The organism is uncultured Sneathiella sp. (assembly GCF_963973085.1).
GTDB lineage: Bacteria > Pseudomonadota > Alphaproteobacteria > Sneathiellales > Sneathiellaceae > Sneathiella.
This window is the reverse complement of record NZ_CAXAXA010000009.1, coordinates 70,589-88,565: the sequence shown is the minus strand read 5'-3', so window position 1 is coordinate 88,565 and position 17,977 is coordinate 70,589. Positions and strand designations below refer to the sequence as shown.

The 17,977-nt window shown below is 50.9% G+C and carries 14 protein-coding genes; 7 read left to right on the top strand and 7 right to left on the bottom strand.

The window, feature by feature from the left end; all coding sequences use genetic code 11:
- The first annotated feature begins 233 nt into the window (after positions 1 to 233).
- The 3 genes from AACZ19_RS17430 (at position 234) to AACZ19_RS17420 (ending at position 5,823) form a co-directional block, all read left to right on the top strand.
- Entirely contained in the window at positions 234 to 2,270 is a 2,037-nt protein-coding gene (locus AACZ19_RS17430; RefSeq protein ID WP_339635790.1) for an ATP-dependent endonuclease, read from the top strand.
- Positions 2,252 to 4,321, top strand: coding sequence for an ATP-dependent helicase (locus AACZ19_RS17425; protein WP_339635789.1), 2,070 nt, complete (start codon positions 2,252 to 2,254; stop codon positions 4,319 to 4,321). The genes AACZ19_RS17430 and AACZ19_RS17425 overlap by 19 nt, the downstream gene beginning before the upstream one ends.
- 347 nt (positions 4,322 to 4,668) lie before the next feature.
- Positions 4,669 to 5,823, top strand: coding sequence for a hypothetical protein (locus tag AACZ19_RS17420; protein WP_339635788.1), 1,155 nt, complete (start codon positions 4,669 to 4,671; stop codon positions 5,821 to 5,823).
- Here the strand turns inward: AACZ19_RS17420 and AACZ19_RS17415 are convergent.
- Together AACZ19_RS17415 and AACZ19_RS17410 are read right to left on the bottom strand one after the other, a co-directional pair.
- The gene (locus AACZ19_RS17415; RefSeq protein ID WP_339635787.1) at positions 5,799 to 6,443 is read right to left on the bottom strand and encodes a hypothetical protein; all 645 of its coding nucleotides are present in this window, start codon (positions 6,441 to 6,443) and stop codon (positions 5,799 to 5,801) included. The genes AACZ19_RS17420 and AACZ19_RS17415 overlap by 25 nt on opposite strands.
- 67 nt (positions 6,444 to 6,510) lie before the next feature.
- Positions 6,511 to 6,705, bottom strand: coding sequence for a hypothetical protein (locus tag AACZ19_RS17410; RefSeq protein ID WP_339635786.1), 195 nt, complete (start codon positions 6,703 to 6,705; stop codon positions 6,511 to 6,513).
- A 116-nt stretch (positions 6,706 to 6,821) separates the two neighbouring features.
- Between AACZ19_RS17410 and AACZ19_RS17405 the strand changes: the two genes are divergently transcribed.
- The 3 genes from AACZ19_RS17405 to AACZ19_RS17395 are packed head-to-tail and all read left to right on the top strand — an operon-like array spanning position 6,822 to position 12,243.
- Positions 6,822 to 8,534 carry an Eco57I restriction-modification methylase domain-containing protein gene (locus tag AACZ19_RS17405; RefSeq protein WP_339635785.1) on the top strand — a complete coding sequence of 571 codons (1,713 nt, stop codon included), beginning with the start codon at positions 6,822 to 6,824 and terminating at the stop codon, positions 8,532 to 8,534.
- Positions 8,531 to 9,268, top strand: coding sequence for a PaeR7I family type II restriction endonuclease (locus AACZ19_RS17400; RefSeq protein ID WP_339635784.1), 738 nt, complete (start codon positions 8,531 to 8,533; stop codon positions 9,266 to 9,268). Before AACZ19_RS17405 ends, AACZ19_RS17400 begins: the two co-directional genes overlap by 4 nt.
- Positions 9,265 to 12,243: a TrlF family AAA-like ATPase gene (locus AACZ19_RS17395; protein ID WP_339635783.1), complete on the top strand. Its 2,979-nt coding sequence runs from the start codon at positions 9,265 to 9,267 to the stop codon at positions 12,241 to 12,243. The genes AACZ19_RS17400 and AACZ19_RS17395 overlap by 4 nt, the downstream gene beginning before the upstream one ends.
- Positions 12,244 to 12,330: 87 nt before the next feature.
- Here the strand turns inward: AACZ19_RS17395 and AACZ19_RS17390 are convergent, their stop codons facing one another.
- Entirely contained in the window at positions 12,331 to 13,182 is an 852-nt protein-coding gene (locus AACZ19_RS17390; protein ID WP_339635782.1) for a hypothetical protein, read from the bottom strand.
- A gap of 3 nt (positions 13,183 to 13,185) precedes the next feature.
- Positions 13,186 to 14,763 carry an AAA family ATPase gene (locus tag AACZ19_RS17385; protein WP_339635781.1) on the bottom strand — a complete coding sequence of 526 codons (1,578 nt, stop codon included), beginning with the start codon at positions 14,761 to 14,763 and terminating at the stop codon, positions 13,186 to 13,188.
- A gap of 300 nt (positions 14,764 to 15,063) precedes the next feature.
- On the opposite strand from AACZ19_RS17385, the gene AACZ19_RS17380 reads away from it, so the two are divergent.
- Entirely contained in the window at positions 15,064 to 15,585 is a 522-nt protein-coding gene (locus tag AACZ19_RS17380; protein ID WP_339635780.1) for an antirestriction protein ArdA, read from the top strand.
- Positions 15,586 to 15,636: 51 nt separating this feature from the next.
- Here AACZ19_RS17380 and AACZ19_RS17375 read toward each other — a convergent pair whose 3' ends face one another.
- From AACZ19_RS17375 to AACZ19_RS17365, 3 genes are all read right to left on the bottom strand, one after another.
- Entirely contained in the window at positions 15,637 to 15,816 is a 180-nt protein-coding gene (locus AACZ19_RS17375; RefSeq protein WP_339635779.1) for a hypothetical protein, read from the bottom strand.
- A gap of 380 nt (positions 15,817 to 16,196) precedes the next feature.
- Positions 16,197 to 17,477, bottom strand: a complete 1,281-nt coding sequence (locus tag AACZ19_RS17370) for a relaxase/mobilization nuclease domain-containing protein (protein WP_339635778.1) — start codon at positions 17,475 to 17,477, stop codon at positions 16,197 to 16,199.
- The gene (locus AACZ19_RS17365) at positions 17,474 to 17,857 is read right to left on the bottom strand and encodes a hypothetical protein (protein ID WP_339635777.1); all 384 of its coding nucleotides are present in this window, start codon (positions 17,855 to 17,857) and stop codon (positions 17,474 to 17,476) included. Before AACZ19_RS17365 ends, AACZ19_RS17370 begins: the two co-directional genes overlap by 4 nt.
- Positions 17,858 to 17,977: the final 120 nt, after the last annotated feature.

Below are 17,977 nucleotides of genomic sequence, written 5' to 3'. Positions count from 1 at the left end.
CATGCACAATCGACCGCTCGATTGCCCTCCGATCAGGGGAGCGTTCCTGCTTCCCCCGACACCCCCTTGACCCCCGACCAGCCCTCCGCTGATTGGGCGCCGCGAGCACCCCACAATGCGCGTACCAACTATTTTTTGCTTGCTGGCATACGGCATGATAGTTTGACGAAAAAAGGAAGGCTGTTCCAGAATGGGGCCGCACATGAGACCGCAAAATCGGGCGTATTCTTGAAATGCATATTGAACAAATTAAAATTCAGAACTTCCGGCTTCTGCAAAACTGCTGCCTCGACATGCGGGAAAAAACAACACTTCTTGTCGGCAAAAACAATACCGGAAAAACATCCTTTGCTGTATTGTTGGAGAGGTTTCTGGAGAGACCCGACAATTTTACCTACACTGACTTTCCGATCTCGATAAGGCAGAGAATACTCAGTATTGACGATGAGACGAATGTCGATGAACTTGCGATCAGGCTGGTGCTGCGCATAGCTTACGACGAGACTGATAACCTTGCGATACTCTCCGAGTTCATGCTGGACCTCGATCCGACGCGCCGGCATACCAACATCCTTTTCGAATGTTGCATTGACAAAAGTAAGCTGCTTCGCGCGCTACCGGACGATCCGAAAGAGCGAAAGAAATTCATTGAAAACAACCTCAGTGGAAAGTTTCTGAATATTAAAGTTTATGCGTTTGATGATTTTGGTCACACCGAGGAAACGCCGTACTACATGGCACATCGCGATCAACTGGAAGAGAAAGAGCGATCCGAAGTGCGGGCGCTTTTGAATTTTCAGGTTATTCATGCCCGCAGAAATGTTGCGAGCTCGGAAGATGCCGGACGGGGTGCAAAACCTCTGTCGGCAATATCTACCAAGTTTTTTCGAAAGCGCGACATCGAGGTTGACGTTGATGACGATGACGAGACGGCGGGGTCAGATGGTGAAAGCCTTGAAAAGCTCAGGTCGATGCTTGCTGGCATTGATGACCAGCTCGGAGAGCAATATGCGCAGGTTTTCGGGGACTTTTTAAAGAGCTCCCACGACTTTCTGGAACTGGGTGACTTGAAGGTCGTCTCCAACATTCAATCGCAGTCACTCATCGAAACCTCGTCGCAAGTCATATACGGCGAAACCGACAACTTTCTTCCTGAGCACTACAGTGGTCTCGGATATCTGAACATCCTTTATCTACTGCTGCAGATTGAGTTGTGCCGAGACGACTTTGCCAGACGAAACGCCCCGCTGAACCTCCTGCTTATCGAAGAGCCCGAAGCACACACTCATCCGCAGATGCAGTACGTTTTCGCTGATAAAATCCATGGATTAATCTCGAAAATTCCAAATTTGCAGGCTTTGTTGACGACCCATTCCTCCCACATCGTTTCGAAATCGAACTTTGAGGACATCAGGTATCTTTCCCGGCTGTCCCCGGCGGAACCTGTCACGATCAAGAATTTTCACACTGATCTGAGCGCCAAGTACGAAGAGCTTGGGGCGGACGGAGTAGCGCTCTTTCAGTTTCTCAAGCAATACCTCACAATAAACTCTGCGGAACTGTTCTTCGCAAGCAAAGCGATTTTCATCGAGGGAACCACGGAACGCATCCTGCTTCCTTTATTCATCGAGATGCATGACAGGGAGAACGTCGATGAGACGGCGGCGGGCGGGCTGTCTTCGCAAAACATATCCGTTCTTGAAGTCGGAGCTAATGCGCGTGCGTTTGCTCCGTTCCTTGAGTTCATTGGCGTTCGCACATTGGTCATCACCGATATCGACACAACCAAAGCTGTTGTCAGTGAGGGGACAGGAAAAACCAGCTATCCTGCCTGTCCTGTTGCAGAGTCGAGCAACACCTCAAATGAAACCCTGAAGTACTTTCTTTTAGCCCCTGACCCAAAGGAAGTGAGCGAGTTCTCGAACTGGTATAAGCGCCTGATAGATGGAACTGCTTCTTCGGACGAAGGGCAGATTAAGATTGCCTACCAGCTTGCGGAGGATGGTTACCATGCAAGAAGTTTTGAAGACGCCTTCGTTTCGATCAACCTAGAAAAAGTCAAGGCCCGCAAGGATATGTTGACGGGTTTAAAAAACAAGGGCACGTTGGATGAATTTAGTGGCAATGACTTTTATTCTCTCACAAGTCAGATACTCGGAAAGAAATCCGATTTTGCTGGGTCGGTTTTGTATCTGGCGCTTGTGGAGCGCGAAAGCTGGCGTGCGCCCAAATATATCATGGATGGTCTGAAATGGATTCACAAAAATTGAATCCGGTAGATCGGATCGCAGAGCTTGTTTCCGGCGGCGAGAATTTCGTACTTCAAGGCGGTGCGGGAAGCGGAAAGACCGAGAGCCTGAAGAGGGTCGTGCAAAAGGTTCTGAAGGCCAATCCGAGCCTTCGTATTGCGTGCATCACTCATACGAACAAAGCGGCAGACGAAATTTCTGACCGTGTATCCGGCGACATCAAGGTTTCAACGATTCACTCGTTCCTGGGAGAGATCATTTCACCGTTCAAAAAGAACATCCAACAGGTTTTCCCGAAGCTCTTCGAGCTACCTGACTTTGTTGCCCTTGGAGATGAGCACTACGACGGCGACGAAAAGGTGAGGAAAAAGGGTGAGCATGACCGGTTCAAGAAGGCGCATGGCCAGCTCGAAAACCGCCGCAGGACGGTATTAAGTGAAGAGACGCCGAAAGTCACCGGAAAACGGGATTACGACAAAGAACCTGACACATACAATGTTCAGCTCAATGAGTTGATAGGCGAGGTCAACAAGGTGATCCGCGAAAAGCTGAAGGCGAGACAGCCGAACGAGTTCTTTTATAATGATACAGCCTTTGACAATTTCAATGATCCTTCATATGGCCATGATGGTCTGATCGCGTTGGCTTGCCATATTTTCGAAGGCTTCCCGTTGCTAGGCAGGATCGTATCAGATCAGTATGACTGCATCCTTATTGATGAGTATCAGGATACAAGTGCAGTTGTCGTTCGCGTCCTTCTGCGCTGTTTGCCCGAAGAATCGAAAACCATCATTGGATTGTTCGGCGACTCCGAACAGGCCATCTATTCAGATGGCATTGGAAGCGCTCAGTCACATATCGGTGCTAAAGAACTCATTCTTGTCGAGAAGGAGGACAATTATCGGTGCTCCCCCCAAGTAATTGATTTTTCCAATCAGTTTCGGACAGACGGTCTAAAGCAGGATGTAGCACTGAAGTCGCTTGATGACGGAACTCTTGAAACCCTTGAAAGTCGCCAGGGCAGCGTGAAGTTACTGTACGGTTTGGCTCCTGTGGAGGTCGATACGGGAGATAAAGCGGAAGATCGGAAGGCAAATGCAGCATTGTTCAGAAGCGCACTTAACGAACTGGTTGAAAAAGCCGCCTCTGAATATCCGGGCTACGTTCAATTGAAACTTACGAATAAGTCTATTGCGAACGATGTCGGTTTCGGAAGCCTATATCAGATCTTCGATGATCGGTATTCCGAGCCACGGGACCGCATACGTAAGACGCTTGACAGGTTGCAGTTTGGCGAACTGATTGAACTGGTTGATCTGCACAGGAGTTTGCCAGGTGATAGACGTTCGTATAACCGATTGATCGCGAAATTGCGGAAGCGCGGGTTCTCTATTTCATCAGTGGCAGATAAGGCAAAGCTGGATGAGATGCTGCGCTCGTTCGGGTCGAAGGATCGCGCCGCCTATGAGGCCATAGAGTATGCCGCCGAATGTGGCTTGATGAAAGTTTCGGACAGCCACAAGGCATTTGTTGATCGGCGCAAAGAGCTTTTGGCGAAGCTTGCAGATGATCCTGCCTTTGCCGAGTTTGAAGGACTATACCGGAACAGCCACCGTACCAAACTCCAAATGTTAAAAGAGGTGGCTGCCACGAGTATGAAGCACATCAGCGCTGAAATGCTTGAGCAGGAGTACGATGACAGATTAAAAGACCTGAAGCAGAAGAGTTTCCTTGAATCTTTGTTTTCGCCGGATTTGGCCCTTAGCGAGATATTGGCGTTTTATGAGTATGAGGACAGCGAAGGCGAGTATTCCACAATGCACAAAACGAAAGGAACGGGTATTGAGAATGTGCTTCTCGTTATCGACGAGTATGGCTGGACGACTGAGTATGATTTTATGAGTTGCTTTGCGAAAGACGTCCCAGAGTCAAAACGAGAAATTTCGTCACGAAAGCTTCTTTATGTTGCAAGTTCGCGTACGAAGAGAAATCTCGTGTGTGTTCGCCTCATGAAAAGTCAGGAAGAGGCGGATCAAGTCGCGTCGTTCTTTCCTGAAGCCATAAAGCTCTAGTGGTCGTTCGGCGCGCTCCCCTTTGAACCGGGCTGTCGTGAACCGGGGCGTGCCATCGCCTTTGGCTACAGGGGGCTTTGACCACTGGGGCCCCGTTCGTTCCGATGATCTGATGCCCCACTAGGCAGTTACCTTCGCTTCAAAGAGGGACATCTCACTAAGCAAGTGTCAGCTATATCTTGACGATGCACACAGAATTCGTCATCATCTATATGGCCTTTAGTGCATGCCGGTGTGTCCGCCACGCAAAGCTACGCAGCACTCGATATCATCATGAAAATTCCAGTCCAGTTGCGGGATCTGGTTAGTAGCGGACACCTAGTCGGATCCCATTCTAGGAATGGATCATGACAACTAAGAATGAAATCTACACACTTAAAACACTCGCAAAACGATATGCACGCGCGAACCGATTGCCGTTGCACCAGGCGCTCGATCAGCTCGCAGCTCACTTCGAGTTCCCACATTGGGCGGCACTGGCGAGCAAAGCGAAACAGGGCTGGCTTCCCAGTGTCGAACGACTAGCAAGCGCCGAAGGTTTGGTACAGCAATCTCAACCGAACGTCGTCGGGCAAGAGATGTTCATCGAACCCAGGATGTCCCGACCCGTCCATGAACCACTTCGGCAAGGCAAGATCGGAGATCACGAATTTTCCGTCTTTGAGTCATTTGGTGACATACACATGGAAGGGGACGGCTGGCGTATCCTCATCGGCGAAGCGCAGTTTGCACAGCCCGTTGTCGAGATCGAGAAGACGCAGGGCAGTTCTTGCCCGGCGAATGATCGGGAGTTCTTGGATGCGGCGTTGAGGATTGCCGACGAAGCGGCGGCCAATGTTCGCGCTGGCATCTCTACGGACTGGCCCAGGCGATCCACCAAGCCAGATGCCGAAGGCACTGTGGTTCATCCACTTCACGGAGATCGATCAGCAGAGTGGTTTTGTCTTCACTGCGATGGCAAAATCACCGGCGCGCAGCTTGCTGAAAATCTCTGGCATTGCCCGGCTTGCGGTGCCTCCCCAATCGATATTTTCGCTGTACCGTTTTGGTTGGAAGGAAGCGATGTCAAACCCGAACCGGTCCAAGTCTTCACAGACAGGCAACGGCCTGATCCCAGGATAGAAGTGGTGGATTCCAGACCAACGCTCAAGCTTGACGGAGACAGCATTTCATTGCTCCTTCGTACTGCGTTGCTGGAAGGTGCGACCACGCCTGGAGAGCGGCTTGGGGCATTGCTGGCGGAGATTTCTGTCGATGATGACAACGACGCCTGGATTACCCTCGATGAAGACCTTTGGCCGGAACTCAAAGAACCAGAGGAGGCGATGGCGGTGGCAGAATTGCTCGGGGTGGAACTAGAACTGGCCGTAACGTGCATGACTTTTCCGTTCGCTTGGCCTGGTTTGGGGCATGTGACCACCAGCACGCGAGAGTATGTTCAAATGTTGTTCGATGCTTACGGTGAGCACGGTGTCGTTCATCGCGGGGGTGAAGGCGGCTGACTTTCAAGCTTGGCTAGTGCATTTTCTAACGTCTCGCATCCAGTCTTGCGCAGGATTTCCGCTTCATAAGATGGCGAGAGAGCGGTCATAATGCCGCTCTCTTTTGCGGATATCAGGTAGCTGATACCATCGCGTCCTGGGTCCGCTTTTGGAACGCTGGCTACCGCCAGATCGGCAAGATGTTCAGCAGTGAGGGGGTCGATTGTGGCCGCAATTTGCGTGTAAAGAACTACGTCAAGCCCACCGAAATTAGTTAACCGCTCAACGAGCACGTTCTTTGGCGTCACCCGCTCTGGACGTTTGTAAGTCCGCTCCATTTCGCCAACCTTGCCGATTTCCCGGCGGTACAGGACGTTGGTTGCTTCGGCTTCGGACAAGTCCATCACGAATACCTGGCCTTTGACGTGTGCGCCGCCGTTTGCAACCGGCACGAGGGTCGGTGCTCCGCCGCGCCCGCCACCCTTTCCGGTGCTGCTTCGGGCGAACTCGATGTGGAATGGCGTCACAATATCCTTGATGATGCCGGTGCATGCTTTTTCGATTTCTTTCCTCGGGTCGGAAATCAATGAGCCGTAGGCCAGTATTCCAACTGTTCGGTTTTCTTGGGTTTCTTCCGACATGTTTAGCTCCGTGTTCGTTGTACTATTCGAAGCTTATTAAATCAGGATTCTGCCTTAACTCACAGCTTTATGGTGCATCCTTTCGGGCCGAGCTGTCGTGAACCGAGCCCGCCGTTGGCGGTCTTGGCCATGCGGCTTCCATCCCTTGCGCAGCTATCACCAGCCGTGAACGGATGACACTTTTTCCTTTGGGCGGGGCCTTGCAGGCCCGTCCTCCGTCAAAACCAAGCCCTTCGCTACACGAGGACGTGTCATCAAACATTTCGCAAGATTCAGTGGGGATAGTGAATTGTCATATCTAGCGAGCCCTAGCAGGGCTTGCACTATCTATGCTATCAAAGGCAATATGTTCTCTGAATGTTAGATAAGGAATCGCCCGTGACCGCACCGCTCGCCCTTCAGCCCGCTTTCCCTGGCTTCTGTCCCGTGACCGAAGCGGTAGAAAGACTCGCAACCGAAGGCGGGATCGAAGAGCGCGGCGCGATCTACACCAAGCGCGAAGTCGTCGATTTTATCCTCGATCTAACGGGCTATACCGCCGCTGCGCCGCTTGCGAGCTATCGCCTTCTTGAGCCGTCTTTTGGTGACGGTGACTTCCTGCTTCCCGCTATAGACCGCCTCCTAGAATCCGCCAAGCGTGAGGGCGCGTTGTTCTATGGCAGGCTTGCCAACGCCATTCGTGCCATTGAGCTGCACCGTTCGACTTTTGAAGGAACGCGGATGCTTGTTGCCGAGCGGCTTCGAAAGGGCGGATTATCCCACGAAGACGCGGCGCGGCTTTGCAGTGCATGGCTCTATCAGGGTGATTTTCTGTTAGCGGAGTTTGAGCCCGCCTTTACTCATGTCGTCGGCAATCCGCCTTACGTGCGGCAGGAAGCTATTCCCGACATTCTAATGGCCGAGTACCGCATGCGGTACCAAACTATCTATGACCGTGCCGATATCTATGTGCCATTTATTGAGCGCTCGCTTGCGCTTTTGGGTCAAGGCGGCAAGCTCGGCTTTATCTGCGCCGACCGCTGGATGAAGAACAAATACGGGAAGAAGCTCCGCGAACTTGTCAGTAGGAGTTACGCGCTCACGACATACGTGGATATGTACGGTGTTGATGCCTTCCACGCCGAAGTGAGCGCTTATCCCGCAATTACCGTCATTGAAAAAGCCAAAGGATATAAGACTCGAGTCTTTGCCCGCCCAACCGTTGATGCCAGCTTCCTCAAGTCTCTGGCCGCCGAGCTTACGGCTTCTATACTGCCGATGAAAAGCAAGGCGTCCGAAATCGAGAATGTCACCGCAGGCGGTGAGCCGTGGGTCCTCGATTCCTTCGATGAACTGGCCTTGGTGCGGCGTCTGGAAGCACAGTTTCCCGCCGTTGAAGACGCTGGCTGTAAAGTCGGGATCGGCGTTGCAACCGGTGCGGACAAGGCTTTCATTGGTGATTTTGAAAGCCTCGATGTCGAGCCCTCGCGCAAGCTACCGCTTGTCATGACCCGCGATATTCTCGAAGGCCATGTCGCTTGGCGCGGTAAGGGCATCGTCAATCCGTTCGGTGATGATGGGAGGCTCGTGAATCTCAAGGACTTCCCGAGACTCCGTACCTATCTCGAAGGGCACAAGGAACAGATCGCAGGCCGCCACGTCGCCGCGAAGAACCCGCGAGGCTGGTATCGCACCATCGACCGCATCTATCCTGAACTGACTTACCGCGAGAAGCTGCTCATCCCCGATATCAAGGGGGATGCCTCCATCGTTTACGAAGAAGGCAAGCTGTATCCGCACCACAATCTCTACTTTATCACTTCTGACGAATGGGACGTGCATGCGCTTCAAGCAGTTATGCGCTCGGGCATCGCGCGCCTGTTTGTCTCACTCTACTGCACCCGCATGCGGGGCGGGTACTTGCGCTTCCAGGCGCAATATCTTCGCAAGATAAGGATTCCGAAGTGGAAGGACGTGAGCGCCGATTTGCGGCAGCGGCTCGCAATTTATGCCGAGACCAACGACCGCCACGCTCTTAACGAAATTGTATCCGAGCTCTATGGGCTGACGCCTGCCGAGCTGAAATTGATTGAAGGAAAGATCAAAGAATGAGTCTCGACCTTGCCAACTACGAAGCGCAAGCGCGTGAAGCCGTCAAACTGTTCTGGGGCAACCGAGACGCCGCGCTCGCCAAACAGGTCGAATCGGGCAATCAGGACGCAGGCTCGCGCGGCGCTGTCACGGCTGGCAAGAACATGGACGGATTTCTCGCTATCGCCCAGACTTTGATTGAAGCTAACGGGCTCGCTCTTGCCGATATCTGCGTCAAGCAGCGGGTTCTGACCCTGCCAGGTTTCTTTCGCCCAACGAAGCTATGGGACATGCTAGTCATGCATCGCGGTGAACTGGTCGCGGCGCTCGAATTCAAGTCGCAGGTCGGCCCGTCCTTCGGCAATAATTTCAACAATCGCTCCGAAGAGGCTATTGGCACGGCCCACGATCTTTGGACGGCCTACAGGGAGGGCGCGTTCGGTGAAGACGCGCCGCGTCCATTCGTTGGTTGGGTAATGCTCTTGGAAGACTGCGACAAGTCGAATTCGCCCGTCACAGACAAAGAACCCCACTTCCCCGTCGATCCCGCCTTCAAACGCTCAACCTACGCCCAGCGTTATGATGTCCTGTGCAAGCGGCTTGTTCAGGAAGGGCTCTACTCCAGCGCGACCTTCCTCGCATCACCGCGCGATGCATCGAACGATGGACGGTATCGCCACTTGAGTGAGCTTACGTCGCTCAAGACCTTTGTAACGGAATTTGCGGGCCATATAGCGGCAGTTGCGGCACGATGAGTGCGCGTCACAACAAAATCGGATCAATCTGGACGCGTTGGGACCTTCATCTACATGCGCCTGGCACCAAGCTTGCTGATGGTTTCGGTGGAGCGTCGGTGAAGATCCTGAAACGATACGTTGATGAGTTGGAAGAGGCTGATGTCCAGGTTTTTGGCATCACCGACTATTTTTCGTTTGATGGGTATCTGGCCACCATAGAGGCCTACACCAAGCACCATCCGAATGGTAATAAGGTCTTCATTCCGAATATCGAATTCCGGCTAACCGAAACGGTCAGTTCCGATGGCCGGAACGTCAACGCTCATGTGCTCATTGATCCGGCGATAGCGACGCCAACGAAGCTCAATACGTTGCTGAGCGACCTAGTTACACACAAAACAATACACGGCGCGCGCCTGAGGTGTAATGAACTAACTTCGCAGCACGACTTCGAGCAAGCAACCGTCAGCATTGCTGAACTCAAAATAGCTCTGGCCAAAGTGTTTCCTGACGAAACGGTCTATATGATTGTCACAGCGGCCAACAATGACGGCTTGCGCGGTGTAGATAGTAAATCGCCTCGCAGCAAATCGATTTCTGATGAACTGGACAAGGCTAGCGATGCGTTCTTCGGCTCGTCGAAGAATACCGACTATTTTCAGCAAGAAGATCGCTACGAGGGCGATGCAAAAAGCAATAAGAAGCCAGTATTTACGGGGTCTGATGCCCATTCATTTGACGATCTCAACCGCTTGTCCGGCGACGAAGCAGGATATGAGCCGACCTGGATCAAAGCTGATTTGACGTTTCGGGGGCTCCGGCAAACCCTATTCGAACCAAAAGGACGTGTACATATCGGGGAGCGTCCAACGGTTCTGGAGCGGCTCGATCAGGACGCAACCCGCTTTATCTCAGGTCTGTGTATCGATCAGGCTGCAAACTATACAGGAACCAAAGGTTCGTGGTTCAAGAATGTGGATATCTCATTCAATCCTGAACTTACTGCGATCATCGGCAACAAAGGGAGCGGCAAAAGTGCTATTGCAGATATCATCGGATTGCTTGGTGAATCCCGACAATCCGATCACTTCTCTTTCCTGACCAATGATGTCCGAAATCGTAAATTCCGGCAGAAGGGGTATGCCGAGAATTTCGTTGGCGAGCTTGCTTGGGCTAGCGGTACAAAGCGCTCAAAACAACTCGACGAAGATGTCGACACTCTGAAACCGGAAGCGGTCAAGTATCTGCCGCAAAACTACTTCGAAAGCCTTACCAACGAAATCGAAGTCAAAGCGTTTCGTCGAAAAATTGAAGAGGTCGTATTTTCACATGTCGATGAATCAGACCGTATGGGTAAATCGACATTTTCTGAGTTAGAAGAGCTTAAGACGGCACAAAGTAAAGGTGATATCAGCGCTCTGAAGACCCGCCTACGCGAGCTCAATATCGAGATTGTCGATTTGGTAAATCAGGCCGATCCTGCCACCAAGGCACGACTTGAAGAAGAGCTTCGCCAGAAGAGGGAAGAGTACCGCGTACTCGAAGAATCCAAACCTAAAGAAGTTACCAAACCCGAAGGAGAAACGCCCAGGCAGCAGGCGGTCACTAAGCAGATTGAAGAAACACGGCGGGTTCAAGCAGAAGTCGAGACGCACGGTAAAGCCGCTGTCGATAGGCTCTCTGCGCTGAAAACCGACCGTTTGGCCCTTAGTTCGCTCAAAGAGTCCGTGACCGCCATCGATGTGCAGGTGAAGGAAGAAAAGGAAGAGCTGCGGACAGAATGTCAGCGCTTTGACCTCGATATTGATACCATCATAAGCCAGCAGATCAACACCAAGACTATTGATGACAAGATCGCCGCGCTCAAGTCCCAGATTAAATTTCTGGAAACCGCGAACGAAGTTCCGACCTCGGAAGACGCTGACTATTCGAAACTCGCGAGCGTGCCTGACCTTCGTGCAGCACACCAAATATTGTCGGACAGATTGAAGATCCTGCAAGAAACCCTTTCCGCTCCGCAACGCCGATATCAACGCTATGTGCAGGCACTATCTGATGTGTTGTCGAAAATGTCTGCCGTCATGGGTGAGGACGACAACCCGAAACATGGGACGATCAAAGACCTTGAAAGCCGTATCAGTTACATCGAGAACAATCTCCGCACCAAACTGGACGAGAAATGCCAGGATCGGGAAAAATTGACGCGGGCGATATTCGAAGCTAAGAAAAAGGTGCGGTCCTTTTACGAAAGCCTCAAGTCAAGCGTTGAAGAGCGCCTTGAGACCGTGAGTGCGGACGAATTTATCGTCACAATTGATGCGTCTTTCGTTCCGTCTCACGAGTTTCCTGCCGCGTTCCTTGATCAAGTCAACCAGAATGCCCTTGGACCTTTTCGCGGAACAGCTCAAGGGCGTGAAGCGCTTGATACCCGTATGGCTGATGTCGATTGGAACAATGTTGAGAGCATCCTTGAATTCACCAACGGGATCATCACCGCCATTCGTGCAGACGATGTTGACAAACAGGTTAAGGACATCAAGCGCCTCTATGACCTGTTGTTTTCGTTTGAATATTTTGATGCACGTTACGAATTGCGTTTAGGTGGAAAAAACCTCAACCAGCTTTCCCCTGGTGAAAAAGGGCTTCTCTTGCTTGTTTTCTACCTTCACCTTGATAAAGAAAAGACGCCGCTGATCATCGATCAGCCTGAGGATAACCTCGACAACGATAGTATATTCACCGTCTTGGCACAGTGTATTCGGCAAGCCAAGAAATCCCGTCAGGTCATTCTTGTAACTCACAATCCAAATCTTGCGGTGGGTGCGGACGCTGAGCAGGTCCTCTATGTAACGTTGGATAAAGCGGCGGAGTACAAATTCTCCTATGAGTCTGGCTCCATTGAGAATCCACGCATCAATGATGCCATTGTGAAGATTCTGGAAGGCTCAAAACCTGCCTTTGTGCAGCGCCGTCTTAAGTATCAAATTAGATAGAGATGATTATTCGGGGCCTGGACAACTGCGAGCTGCGTTTACCCCAATCATTTCAGCAACTAAAAAGCACCAATCGCCAGCTGACACCTAAGCCGCAAAACCTCTATTGCAGTACCAGTTACTTTGAGATGCCGCCTCATAGAGTGCGCCCTCCCAAGAGTTGACGCTTACCGCAGCGCAACTCTGACTTCGTTGGACTAAATCATCACTCACGGCCACCGCTCCAGCCGCATCAAAAATGTTCGTTAGCGCGTTTCTAATATTCTGTAATTGTCTACCGGCTTGTGATGCATAAAGACTTCCGAGCTTTAATTGTTGGAAATGCCATTGAACTCTAGATGAAGTCTGATCATCCCATTGAATTGGAGGCACGACAGAGAATACTGCGCCTGGAGGTGAACCTTCGATAATCTCTGCAGAAAGCCAGCGGTCTACTGTAAGATCATCATAATATGCATGTAAAAATTGCCTGTCAGCTTCGTCAGGACCTAGTGTTCCTTTGTTATGGTTGCAGTCTTTACAGCACGGTATCAGGTTAAACGGGGTAACCGCTAAGGTGGGGTGACGGGCTTTAGGTAAGGAGTGGTCAAGCGTCGAAACTGGCAAGTGGCCGCAGAATGGACATTGTCCGTGCACCGCAGCTAACATGAGCTTGTCATATATGGCGCGGCCTCGACCCTTCTGTCGGGCCATGTGTCTATCGTAGAGTTGCTCCATCTCTTTCGCTGTGACATTTCCGCCTATTCCAGCGATTTCATTAACTTCTGGGATTATGTGGAGTTCAGTTGCAGCCGCTCGCTCATCGAAGGCAGATTCCGCATCTTCGATTTGTACTCGGATACCTTCGAGTCGCGCTTTTTTGCCAGCATCCTGTATCCCTTCGATACAGATTTCAAAGGTTCCGCGCGCGTCAAATACTGGTTTGGGTACAGTCCACATGGCTCAGTTTTCCTGCTCTCGGGCGGCAATAAGTGATCGAACGATACCTCTAGCTTCATCACCAAGTTGGCCATTAAAACGAGCAAGAACGTCTACGTAACTAAGATCTGCGAGAACCGCATCATTCAGCATCTTGTGAAAGCCCGAATTTGTAACCTCAAGGCCAAAAATTGCTTGTGTGAGCGTACCAACATTCTCGCCGAACGTCTCTGACATTGGTCGCTCGATCCGCTTCTCTCTACCACTTCGCCATATTCTCCAAACGCATGTTTTTGGGACTTCCTGCAAAATGACAGGCGAATGTGTTGCGATGATTGCTACGCCATTCCGATTTATGAGAAGATCGGAAAGCGAGCGAATAAAAGCTGAAAGCAGCGGTGGGTGTAGATGCGCCTCAGGTTCATCTACCAGAACGAGCGAACGTTCCTCAAGCGTCTCTACAAGCCGTGTTATCGTTAACACCACAATCTTGTGACCGGAGCTGAGTTTTGAGTATAGCTGTCGTGCATTTTTACGCAGTTGGTTGAAAGCTTCACGTCTTTCAAACTCAATCTCGAATTCCTCGAATTTTTCAATTAGCTGTGAAATTTCAGCTTGTTTAAAGATTGGATCGGATTCCAAAAGGGATAGAGCCTGTTGCCATCTTTCTCTCTTCGCTGTCTGGGTTAGAATAAGCTGCACCGACTTACCGAAATCGGCTGCAAGATCATCGGTCGACTTTGGAGGTTTGGCTTTTCCGTCCTCGTTCTTTCCAACGTGTTTAAGACCAATGTATTGATAGCGAACACTGGAAAGCTTGTTTTCGCGATTGGGAAGAGGTTCGAATGGATCAAATGCGCTGAATGTGACCGCGATAATGTTGGTGAAATTCTCTGATTTTTTGAAGCTGAAGTCATCTATACCATTCCAGCGAAAATCTCCGAATGCGCCCTCATCAGGTCGCACTAGGGCATTCGTCATCTGCTCTACAGTGTAAGTTTTTCCGACATTATTGCGGCCAATGAGAATATGGACGTTAGTTGGAGGATATGATTCGGGATGAACCTCAAATTCAAATGTAGGCGGCGTGTTGTCGCGACCCCAAGGGGGCGGGGTATAGGAAAATGCAAATTCCGTCAGTCGCGCACCGCCTTGCGCCATTCTCCGGTATTGACTTCTTACAGATTGATCAGATACAGACCGTAGTAGTGAAACGCCGGTTACGTCTTCTTTCGACGCACGCTCAAACAGATCTACATCTCTGGCGACATCCCGCATCGCTTCGAGGTAGGTATCTCGAAATGTGTCTCCTAAATCGTTGAGTATCTGATAATAGCTGTCATCCTGCCCGAGCGAGAAAAATCTCTCGTCCAGTGCGATGAACTTGTCGGGTATGTTGGGGCGTCGCTGATCAGTTACCATTCCAAACTCCCCTATCTTAACTTCACCGATCCGATGCTCTTTTCCGACGTCATCGAAGTACAATACCACATACATGGTGTTGTACTTGAACCAATCGTCCCATCCGTCAGTAAGTAGGAACACCTTATTGTGTTCTCCATTTGGTTGTTGACCACGAAGAGGAATGACTTGAAAATCCATGATTATAAAAGCCTAACAGTAAGCACGCTGACGGCCAAGTTTTAAGTTGTCTCGTCGCTCTTGCGGGGCAGGGCACTCGTAAATCGAGCGACCTTTCTTCCGTCTCGGCCATCCGGCTTTTATCCCTCGCGCGACTTAGGGACCAGCCCCTCAGCGCACTTCATAAAAAATAGAACGGTCTCCCGAGGCTCAGGGCAAAGCCTTGCGCCCGCCGTCGATTTTTCCTTCCGTTTGCACACCCCGTTTTCGCCAAAGGGCAACGGTTGCATGTGCAACCCAAACCCTACGGAGGAATTAACAATGACCACGGAACAAGGAGAAATCAGAATTTATGTCGCCTGCCTGGCGTCATACAATAATGGAATACTTCATGGATGTTGGATTGATGCAGAGCAGGATGCTGATGCAATCTATACAGAAATCCGCAAGATGCTGAAAGCCGCACCAATCCCCGGGGCAGAAGAATATGCTATTCATGACTATGAAGGATTTGAAGGTGTCTCAATCTCTGAATATCAGGGCATTGAGAGCATTGTGGAAGTTGCTGAGTTTATTGCTGATCATGGTGAACTTGGAGGTAAGCTCCTCGAATATCTTGGCGGTGATATTGATGAAGCCCGGTCAATGATGGAGGAGCGCTATTATGGCTGTTATTCATCTGTTGCCCACTATGCGGAAGAGCTGACAGAAGAGACAACGACCATTCCAGAGCATCTGCATTACTACATTGACTATGAAAAGATGGCCCGCGATATGGAGATCAATGACATTCTGGCTATCGAAACAGGCCTAGAAGAAGTTCATGTCTTTTGGCAGCATTGAGATTAAAAAAAATCCGAGGCGGTTACTATTACCGCCTCGGGTGGAAACTGCCTAAAGGGTAAAATCCCGGACAGTAAGTTCAAGCTTTATAGCGTCTATAAGAGCCTGAGCTTCGTGTTGTGCTTTTGAACCGGGATCAGCTTGGACGGCTGCATTAAAAGCAGTACGCAGCAAACCACGCAGTTCATAAGAACTCTTTGAAGCAAGCTTAAATTGTGAAGTGAGGTTCATAATATCCTCCTGTTTTTCAAGGAGGCCCCGAACCGTTCAGGGCCTTTCGGCCCGTCCCGTCATTGCCCAGTGAAGGCCATGAACGGTGTGGTCGGTCTGCTTCGGAGGGGTATGAAGCTTGGAAACATATTTAATGTGTTTGGTATTTGAACGCAGAGAGTAACAACGCGTGGGTTCGCAGGAGTTTGAATTCTGGCTTATTGGCTCAATGTCATTGAGTTAATGTTTGAATATATAAACTAGCGATCCAGCTCCGGGCCGTGACCGGATTTACCTTTTCGCATCTCCCGTAATTTGCGCAACCGATCTTCAGTTGAATTCCGCTGAGGATTAGCTTTTGGTTTCTTCTCTTTAAGCCTGTCAAACCGTTGGCGGGTGAGTTAACTGTGTGATTTATCTCGCATCGCTTCCAACCGATCAAAAGCGGACTTTGGTTTAGGTACCTCACCGCGCTTCATCAGGCGGTAATTTGCTGTATCAAAATGCAGTTCACGAAGAGCTCTGGCGTGTTTGGAGCGAACAGCTTTGATGTCCGTTTGTAGTCTTTGCCGGTCTTTCAATTGGGCGGCTACAAGAGCATGTCGCTGCTCCCGATCCCGTTGCAAAGCCCATAGCACTTCCAATTGATTCTGTTTCTCTAGTTGCGCACGCTTTCCTGTGAGCCGGTCCCATATTCCGCGCATGCCTTTGCGAAACCGTTCTGCCCGGTTGCGCGCTTCCTGTTCGATACGCGATTTTTGTCCGGCATCAAGTTTTGCGCGTTCGTTAGCATGAGCCTTCGCCATTGCTTGACGGCGAGCGTTAAGGGCGCTGAGTTCGGCTTTTGCTTTTGAGCGTGCTTCCTTCAGATGATCTCTCATCCTGGGTAGAATGTCTTTGGCAATGCGCCGCCGCGCTTCTTCGATGCTTCTGAGGTCTTTCGGTTCCCCCAAGCGCGCTTTTATCTCTCTGGCTTTGCGCCCTGTTGCACGGGGAATGGAAATCGCTTCTCCTTCAAAGGTTACGGCCACATGGCCGCGCCGATCTCCACGGGCAAGATACAGGCCGCGTTCTTCAAGCGCGTGGGAGAATGTTGCTTTTGAATCGGATATGGCCCAGGCTTCCTGGATTGACTCTTTAAGTTCCCCGGCATGTTGACCAATGCGTTTCGCTTGCTGCCAATCGGCTAGCGAGAAGTTCCGGGGATCACGCTCTTTGGAATCCACAAGGCCGCGCGGCATCTTCCAGCCATTCTCCAGATAAAGCTGGCGGGAGACTTCCTGCAGTTTGTTTTTATAGAAAGACATGGGCTTTGCCGTCATGGTTTCCGCATCAATGCGGCTCCAGACTGCATGCGCATGACGGCGTCCTTCCTTCTCATGGAAGATAATGACGCGGGGTTGATCGGTAAGGCCGTTCCGCTCTTCTATTGAGCGAATGGCTTGCTCAAATGTCTCAATACGGACATTTTCTGTTTGCGGCGGGTTCAGGGAAACAGAAAACAGATATTGCCTGCATTTGGTCCCTTTGGCGATGGCTTCAGCCTCTCGCAATGCGCCTATCACGTCATCCGAGACAAACCCGCGAATTTCGTGCAATTCAACATGCTCATTCTCATCCGTCTTCAATAAGTGCAGACCAAGTTGTTTTGCGCCGCTTCTCTGAGAGCCTTTTAAGATCATGACGGCTCTGTATCTGTTCGGTGGCCCAAAGCGCGTAAAAGCTCACGCCGCATCAAGGCGACATCGGCGCAGGCGCGGCGAATATCCCTTTCGGTTTCGGGTAGTACCGGCAAAGTTCCGATATGAGCCGCTTTGGCGAGTTGATTGAGGTTATTGGCAAGGCGTGATTGACCAAGAATAGCCAACACATGAGCCAGTTTTTGCTCATCCTTAATCGGCCTGCGTTGCCGGGAGCGGGCACGGCGGCCTTTGAGCCCTTTGCCATCAAATACTTTCTTCTTGATATAGGAGCCCAGCGGCATATCCCCGGCAAGCTGTTCTAACCGCGCGCGTTCTTCAAAAGTCAGTCTGAGAGAAAAAGGAGGGGCTTTCTTTGTCATGTAGCCACCCCGCAAATGCCCATATTGGGATCATTTGCAGGGTTGAAGAGGGCTGTAAGCACCTGATTCCATTGCGAAAGAGTTTCGAACAAAGCGTTCGAACTTTCTTCGCTTAGGTGC

Bases quoted from the DNA above. Each gene is read 5' to 3' on its own strand.
- AACZ19_RS17430 (WP_339635790.1), top strand. From the start codon at position 234: ATGCATATTGAACAAATTAAAATTCAGAACTTCCGGCTTCTGCAAAAC.
- AACZ19_RS17425 (WP_339635789.1), top strand. From the start codon at position 2,252: ATGGATTCACAAAAATTGAATCCGGTAGATCGGATCGCAGAGCTTGTT.
- AACZ19_RS17420 (WP_339635788.1), top strand. From the start codon at position 4,669: ATGACAACTAAGAATGAAATCTACACACTTAAAACACTCGCAAAACGA.
- AACZ19_RS17415 (WP_339635787.1), bottom strand. From the start codon at position 6,443: ATGTCGGAAGAAACCCAAGAAAACCGAACAGTTGGAATACTGGCCTAC.
- AACZ19_RS17410 (WP_339635786.1), bottom strand. From the start codon at position 6,705: ATGTTTGATGACACGTCCTCGTGTAGCGAAGGGCTTGGTTTTGACGGA.
- AACZ19_RS17400 (WP_339635784.1), top strand. From the start codon at position 8,531: ATGAGTCTCGACCTTGCCAACTACGAAGCGCAAGCGCGTGAAGCCGTC.
- AACZ19_RS17395 (WP_339635783.1), top strand. From the start codon at position 9,265: ATGAGTGCGCGTCACAACAAAATCGGATCAATCTGGACGCGTTGGGAC.
- AACZ19_RS17390 (WP_339635782.1), bottom strand. From the start codon at position 13,182: ATGTGGACTGTACCCAAACCAGTATTTGACGCGCGCGGAACCTTTGAA.
- AACZ19_RS17385 (WP_339635781.1), bottom strand. From the start codon at position 14,763: ATGGATTTTCAAGTCATTCCTCTTCGTGGTCAACAACCAAATGGAGAA.
- AACZ19_RS17380 (WP_339635780.1), top strand. From the start codon at position 15,064: ATGACCACGGAACAAGGAGAAATCAGAATTTATGTCGCCTGCCTGGCG.
- AACZ19_RS17375 (WP_339635779.1), bottom strand. From the start codon at position 15,816: ATGAACCTCACTTCACAATTTAAGCTTGCTTCAAAGAGTTCTTATGAA.
- AACZ19_RS17370 (WP_339635778.1), bottom strand. From the start codon at position 17,477: ATGATCTTAAAAGGCTCTCAGAGAAGCGGCGCAAAACAACTTGGTCTG.
- AACZ19_RS17365 (WP_339635777.1), bottom strand. From the start codon at position 17,857: ATGACAAAGAAAGCCCCTCCTTTTTCTCTCAGACTGACTTTTGAAGAA.